The sequence below is a fragment of the Thioalkalivibrio sp. ALE25 genome (assembly GCF_000377285.1).
In the GTDB taxonomy this organism is placed as follows: domain Bacteria; phylum Pseudomonadota; class Gammaproteobacteria; order Ectothiorhodospirales; family Ectothiorhodospiraceae; genus Thioalkalivibrio.
On record NZ_KB897945.1, the window covers coordinates 1 to 5930 of the forward strand.

General features: G+C 61.4%; 9 protein-coding genes. All 9 read right to left on the minus strand.

Features of this window, described 5'->3' with window-relative positions:
• Window positions 1–665: 665 nt before the first annotated feature.
• A complete protein-coding gene (locus tag C996_RS0113620) occupies window positions 666–1088 on the minus strand; it encodes a type II toxin-antitoxin system VapC family toxin (RefSeq protein WP_018867973.1) in 423 nt (140 codons plus the stop codon).
• Window positions 1088–1330 (minus strand): type II toxin-antitoxin system Phd/YefM family antitoxin, encoded by a 243-nt coding sequence (locus tag C996_RS0113625; protein WP_018867974.1) that lies wholly within the window; start codon window positions 1328–1330, stop codon window positions 1088–1090. Before C996_RS0113625 ends, C996_RS0113620 begins: the two co-directional genes overlap by 1 nt.
• Window positions 1331–1540: 210 nt before the next feature.
• On the minus strand, window positions 1541–2692 hold the full coding sequence (locus C996_RS0113630) for a transposase (RefSeq protein WP_018867975.1): 1152 nt from the start codon (window positions 2690–2692) through the stop codon (window positions 1541–1543).
• Window positions 2693–2945: 253 nt separating this feature from the next.
• Window positions 2946–3251 carry a BrnA antitoxin family protein gene (locus C996_RS14455; protein WP_081619275.1) on the minus strand — a complete coding sequence of 102 codons (306 nt, stop codon included), beginning with the start codon at window positions 3249–3251 and terminating at the stop codon, window positions 2946–2948.
• Window positions 3226–3504, minus strand: a complete 279-nt coding sequence (locus C996_RS0113635; protein ID WP_018867976.1) for a BrnT family toxin — start codon at window positions 3502–3504, stop codon at window positions 3226–3228. The genes C996_RS14455 and C996_RS0113635 overlap by 26 nt, the downstream gene beginning before the upstream one ends.
• A 339-nt stretch (window positions 3505–3843) precedes the next feature.
• The gene (locus C996_RS0113640; RefSeq protein WP_018867977.1) at window positions 3844–4281 is read right to left on the minus strand and encodes a pilin; all 438 of its coding nucleotides are present in this window, start codon (window positions 4279–4281) and stop codon (window positions 3844–3846) included.
• A gap of 385 nt (window positions 4282–4666) precedes the next feature.
• Complete coding sequence (locus tag C996_RS0113645) at window positions 4667–5089, minus strand: putative toxin-antitoxin system toxin component, PIN family (RefSeq protein ID WP_018867978.1); 423 nt, start codon at window positions 5087–5089, stop codon at window positions 4667–4669.
• A gap of 159 nt (window positions 5090–5248) precedes the next feature.
• On the minus strand, window positions 5249–5494 hold the full coding sequence (locus tag C996_RS0113650; protein ID WP_018867979.1) for a type II toxin-antitoxin system Phd/YefM family antitoxin: 246 nt from the start codon (window positions 5492–5494) through the stop codon (window positions 5249–5251).
• A gap of 206 nt (window positions 5495–5700) precedes the next feature.
• Window positions 5701–5930, minus strand: a 230-nt coding sequence (locus tag C996_RS13850) for a transposase (RefSeq protein WP_026280900.1), incomplete at its 5' end; no start/stop codon positions are given.

The following is a 5930-nucleotide window of genomic DNA, read 5'->3' on the forward strand; positions in this document are numbered from 1 at the left end:
AAGAAAATCCTGCTGAGGCAGGCCGAGGCCGCCTGAGCCATACCGACCAACCGAACATGGCTGACTCACTTCTGCACAACTTGACGCACACAACCCTCGTTCTACGCCCCGGTAACTCTTGATCCCAATCCTGACATTTCCGTAGTGCTGCAGAACAGGTGAGGTGTCCGCGAGGTTCGTCCGGGTCCGGTGGACGTTCCGGTAATCCTAGCGCTTGTCCCGTACGGTCGCGTTAGAGTCCTGCGTTCGCGAGCGATGGGCGGTCGGAGCCTGCTTGCAGGCGAAGCCCCCGCCCGCGCCGGACCTGCCCAAACTGCCGGGTGCATCAGCGAATCCAGCCTCTGGCAATAAGATGCCCGACCGCGCGCCGGTGCTTGGGGAACCAAAAGTAAACTTCCGCCCAGTGTCCTGCGGTCGAATTGGGCCCAGCAACAAAGGACGCAGCATCAAAGTGCGTGTCCTGAGAGAGCGCACCCACCCACCGGTCATCCCGCAAACCGCGAAGCGGTTATCCGGGATCTCGATGATTGGGGCTGCCTCTACGCGGGAGATCCCGGCGCCTGGCTTCGCTCCGGCCGGGATGACATCGCGCCAAAGTGGATGTGCCACCGCGCCAACGAATGGTCGCCAAAGTGGATGTCCCGCAGAACTGAATTCTCGGCAATCTACAGCAGCGTCGCATTCACGCCCATGGGTTCTGCAGCGGCCACGAGCGTCTTGTCGAGGGAGCAAAGTTCCACGCCGTGGTTGTACGCAATGGCCAAGTGAACGGCGTCGCCCGCGCGCAACCCGGAGGCATGATCGTCGGCGAAGAGGGCAGCGGTGTGGTAATCGATAGACGAGACCGGCAGGGTCGAGAGTGACGATTCCCGCAACGCCGCAAATGCGCCAAGCACGGTCGCCCGTTCCCGGGGTGTCAGGATCTCCATTCGAACCTTCATGGACAAGGCCGCGGAGAACTCCGTAAGCACCCACTCACTGAGGCACAGCGAACCGGCGCCCTGTGCCGCCAGCCAATTCTGCATGTCCTCGGTTCGGGGCTCGCGAGTGAGGGCTGCCACCAGGACGCTGGTATCCAGATAGCGCATCAGTAGCGAGCATCATCACGCATACGACGGATGAAGGTCTCATCGGTACTGTTGTGCTGGGTATCCGTGACTGCACGGAGCACATTCGCATCGATCGGCTTCCTGGGTGTGGTGGCGCTGGAAAGGCGTACGACGGCCTTGCCTCGCTTGGTGATGAGAATGGATTCACCTGCAGCAGCACGTTCCGCCAGCTCACTCAGGTGGGCTTTGGCATTCGCCAGGCTAACCGTTGGCTCGGACATCCCGCACTCTCCTGACCATGTAGATGGTCATATCATACCTTCCCGGGAAGCGTAGCGGTAATGGGCGGAGACGAAGTCCGTGTCCCGAAGCAAGGCTACGATCTCCATTCGGGCCGAATTGAGCCAACAATGTGGGTGTCCCGGCGGATATTAATGGCGCAGAGCGTCTGCGAATCCCGGTCGTTGGCATCTGTATGGCGGTCGACGGTGTCAGGCAGCGCGAGTGGGGAAGAGCTTGCGGGCGGCCCCGATGCCTCGCAGATAGCGGGTCTGGCGCGCGTCGCACCGGGCCGTGATGCGACCCGGTGTCCCCACCACGCTGCCAAATTGCCGCAGCAAGCGGCTGGAGGTGAGGATGAACTGGTCTGGGTCGATTCCCAGACGTACCAGCAAGGGTGGGGTTGCACCATCAATGAAGCCGCGCTTGTCTTCGCGGATCACGCGGCCGGTTGCCTCCACGAGCTGCAGGTAGTCCTCGAACCCAAAGGGCACCGCCGGTTCCGTCCGGCCAGTGGCATCGAATGGCATTAGCGGGGCACCCGGCAGACGATTCAGGGCCCACTCGAGGTTCAGGGATTCTGCATCCTGTGGATCCGCACGCCACTGATGTCCGACCGCCCTGGCGATTCGGTACGAGCGTCTCATGCACCCTTTCGTTGAATCGGCCGCATCGATCCTCGGTGACCCGCAGGTTTGCGGGTCGTCGTCCATGGCCAACCTGAGGAGCAGGTCGGCCCTCTCGGCAACCGATGTGTAATCCGAACGCTCGGGTGTATCCGCGATCCCGGCCCGGATGGGGTTGAGGTCAACGTAGGCCATGGCGGTCAGGACAGCTTGTTCGTCGAGGAGCGCCTGGCTCTTGAAGCGTCCTTCCCAGAAGCGTCCTGTCACCCCGTCTTCGGCGTTGGCTTGCCGTGCGATCGACTCGTTCAGCACGCGCATGAACCACGAAAGATCAGCCAGACGCGAGCGATATGTCTCCGCCCAAGCGTCCACGAGCTCGATTTCCGCTTGACCGAGCCGTTCCGCATCCGCCAGATACCGCTGCACCAGGGTCGGTCCGGCAAAGAGTTGAGTCCATCGACTCAGGGCTTCGTCCCGCCCCAGGCCCTGGACCCGCGTGTCGTCCACCCGGACGACGATGTGAAAGTGGTTGCTCATCACCGCGTAGGCCGCGATGTCGATGGCGAATACCGAAGCGAGTTGCTTGATGCGGTCGGCGATCCAGCCTCGCCGGTGTTCGAAGGAGCGGCCGGTGTGCGCATCGTGGCCGCACAGAAAGGCGCGCCGCACGCAGCGCGAGACCACGTGGTACCAGGGCGTATCGTCCAGAGAGACGAGGGTCGAGCGGGGTTCGGTCATGATGAACTCCTTCCGTGGAGTAGGCCTGCCGGAACGCATGTCCGTTGCGCTCCTGCCGATAGCATAGCCATTGTCCTGAAGGTTTTCAGGAGCACGGCAAGCAAACTGGGTGTGCCTGCGGTTCCGGTATGCCCTCGCAGGGACCGGCCGAGGAAGTTGGGCGGCCGAGGAAAGTGGGTGTCCCAGAAGGCCCGTTCCACGGCTCCAGAAGGTCCGGCTCCAGAAGGCCCGGCCCCTGCCGCAGAGCCGAGCACTAACGATTATTAGAAGTCGGGCTATGGTCCTTGAGCCAGTCTTTCAAAGCCGAGTCCATTCGCGTCTGCCAACCCTTTCCGGTGGCGCGGAATGCTTCCACGACGTCTGGCGACAGACGGATCGTGATGCGCTCTTTAGTCACAGGCAGAGGTGGGCGACCGACGCGTCGCAGGGCTTTCGTCTCGTCTTCGGAAGGCTCCCGGGTCTCTGAATCGGCATCGATTCCGGCCTGAATGGACGATTCCTCGTCGGAGTCGTTCAAGACGACCCGACGACCGCTACGTAGCGTTAGTGATTTCGACATAACGCGCAATCTCCCGGTTGTTGGCTTTGCGCAGGCTGATGATTCTCCGCACGGACGATCGATCGGTGAATACGACGCAATACAAGCGGTTGCCCATCAATGCATATCCGAGCATTCGGCACTCGCCATAGCTCTTCCGACAGTCTTCCATGGCCAGGAGCGTATCCCATTCGAGGCTCAGGGCATCGCCAAGTGAGACCCCGTGTTTCGCGAGGTTCGCAGCGTCCTTGTCTGCGTCAAACTCGATCTCCATTGACTTATTGTATGTACAAGAATCGGTGCGCGCAATCGCGAGAGCCGGATCCACTCGGAAGGGAACGGAATTCGTGTCTCCTGGCGGTCGGTCCTGGACACGCCACGGCGGCGACCCAGGCGGATCCTGGTCGATTTGGGGGGTGAGGGAGTGCGGGATGTAGCAGCGGAGTCTGAGCCAGGCGGCTTCGGCGAATGCGGCTTATGGCAAAGTGGGTGTCCCGGAGGATGGACCAGCACAAAAAACCCCGGCACGAGGCCGGGGTTTGGAGAGGGGAAAATAAATCTGTCCCCTTTTAACTCAAGAGGGCGTCCTTACCCTGCTAGCAGTTTTCTTATCTTAACGGCAGGATGCGGGATAGAATTTCGAGTCGGCCGAACCGCTGCATTCCCACGATACCGAGCCATCTTCGTCAGTGGGGGTCAGCACAAGATCGTCTCCACGAATCTGATTTTGAACAGGAGCGGCGTTGAAAAGTTGTGCGGTAATAACCCCATCGCCGCTAACCGTGACTGACTCAACGTAGGAACCGGTAATCTCGGTGGCTGTTGAGAGACCGGCTTCGTCATTGTTGCTGGGCCAATCACCAGTGGTCGCATATGTCTCGGCAACTGCGGTGCGCGCACCGCTGGTAAGGCTCATAGCCTCAGACATTTGAGCCCGCGCCGTGTAATCCTGATAAGCCGGCAGCGCAATCGCAGCCAGAATCCCGATGATCGCCACAACGATCATCAGTTCGATAAGCGTAAAGCCCTGCTGGGCGGTCTTCTTCTGCATGGTCGTACTCCCTTGATGTGATGAAAGCTGGGCCGGAGGCCCGGCCACCCCGTGGGCAGCTGTCTCAGTAGACGCAATGGGTGTGCCAGGAACATCAGAACCCGGATAAACAGCGCTGTGTGGCCATTCGGTTTGGGGTTTGGGTCACGACATACGGCGGTTCAGATGTGTCACGTGACAAAAATGGTCACCCCAAGTGACGCGGGCGGTCAGTTTGTTTGGGGGTTTTGTCACTGGAGACGACCCCGGCTCTTCGCAGCGCGGTGGCCGGTGGGCCAGGGGTGCGACGGGGCGGATTACGCGCTGGCAGGTGCTTCGCCGCCAAGGCGGCTCCTACAGGGTGGACAAGGCTCTGCCCGACAAGTGGTTTTGGTGCGGGTGCGGTTCAGCGCTGGGCGAGTAGATCGGCTGGGCGGAGGATGCGGATGCCGTGGAAGGGATCGAGGTCGAGCAGGTCGGCGTCTCCGGTGACGATGGCATGGGCCTCGCCGTGGACGGCGACTTCGAGGAACTTGTCGTCTTTCGGATCGCGACAGGCCGTGATTGGGGTGGTGATCGCAACGAACCGTGCAATGCCCCCCAGCAGGCGGATGAACTGCTGTCGCTCCGCTTGACTGATGTAGGGATCGAATTTGGGGCGCGAGAGAACCTGGACGAGCTCGTCGAGGGTGGCCTCCGAGACCAGGAGAATGCCCCGGTCGAGAGCGTGGTCAACGGCCCGCGCCGCAGGGCCGGATGGAACCAGGAGGCGACTGACGAGCAGGTTGGTGTCCAGTACCCATCGGCCCTGCCGGGCGGGGTCAGTCATCGGCCAGGAGCCTGACGGACTTGGGCGATCGTCGCGAGCGTGTGGGGAGAGCGAGTCCGTTTTGCCGGTCTCTCGAGGCGCATAGTGGGGCTATGTAACGAGGGAGAGCGGCAAAAGGGGCCGCTCTCCCGCACGCGCAGCAGATCAGTCCCAAGTCCGTCAGGCTCCTAGCAGTTGGTCGAGCTTTTCCTGGGTCAGGCCGGCCGCTTCGGCCTTGCCACCGATCTGGTCGCAGAACCGGCGGAACTCATTCACGTTCAGGTGGACCAGGCGCTCGTATTCTTCGGGCGAAAGGACCACGGCCACATCGCGTTTCTGGCGCTGGATGATGACGGGCTCCTTGCGCGCGGATTCGATGACGGCTGCCAAGCCCTGCTTGGCTTCGCTTGCGCTGACGGTACGCATGTCGGTTCCCTTCTGTCTATTAGGTACAGATTGTACAAAATAGTTAGGGGTGGCGCTATCGGTTAGGGGTGGCGCTATCGCCGGCGGTATCGGGTTCAGGCGGTCGGTTCGTGGATTGGATCGCTGATGTGGGCCTCGGGGGCTGTTGGTTGTGTGCGTCAAGTTGTGCAGAAGTGAGTCAGCCATGTTCGGTTGGTCGGTATGGCTCAGGCGGCCTCGGCCTGCCTCAGCAGGATTTTCTTGTGCTCTTTGAGCAGATCCATGTTCAGGTAGCGGTTGTCCTCCAGCCAGCCTTCGTGGATTTCGACGGCCAGGGCCCGTACCAGGCGTAGACAGCTGTGGGTGTTGGGGAAGATCCGGACCACCCGGGTCCGGCGGCGGATCTCCTCGTTCAGCCGCTCGAGCATGTTGGTGCTCTTCATGTGCTTGTGATGGG

Bases quoted from the DNA above. Each gene is read 5' to 3' on its own strand.
- C996_RS0113620 (WP_018867973.1), bottom strand. From the start codon at position 1,088: ATGCGCTATCTGGATACCAGCGTCCTGGTGGCAGCCCTCACTCGCGAG.
- C996_RS0113625 (WP_018867974.1), bottom strand. From the start codon at position 1,330: ATGTCCGAGCCAACGGTTAGCCTGGCGAATGCCAAAGCCCACCTGAGT.
- C996_RS0113630 (WP_018867975.1), bottom strand. From the start codon at position 2,692: ATGACCGAACCCCGCTCGACCCTCGTCTCTCTGGACGATACGCCCTGG.
- C996_RS14455 (WP_081619275.1), bottom strand. From the start codon at position 3,251: ATGTCGAAATCACTAACGCTACGTAGCGGTCGTCGGGTCGTCTTGAAC.
- C996_RS0113635 (WP_018867976.1), bottom strand. From the start codon at position 3,504: ATGGAGATCGAGTTTGACGCAGACAAGGACGCTGCGAACCTCGCGAAA.
- C996_RS0113640 (WP_018867977.1), bottom strand. From the start codon at position 4,281: ATGCAGAAGAAGACCGCCCAGCAGGGCTTTACGCTTATCGAACTGATG.
- C996_RS0113645 (WP_018867978.1), bottom strand. From the start codon at position 5,089: ATGACTGACCCCGCCCGGCAGGGCCGATGGGTACTGGACACCAACCTG.
- C996_RS0113650 (WP_018867979.1), bottom strand. From the start codon at position 5,494: ATGCGTACCGTCAGCGCAAGCGAAGCCAAGCAGGGCTTGGCAGCCGTC.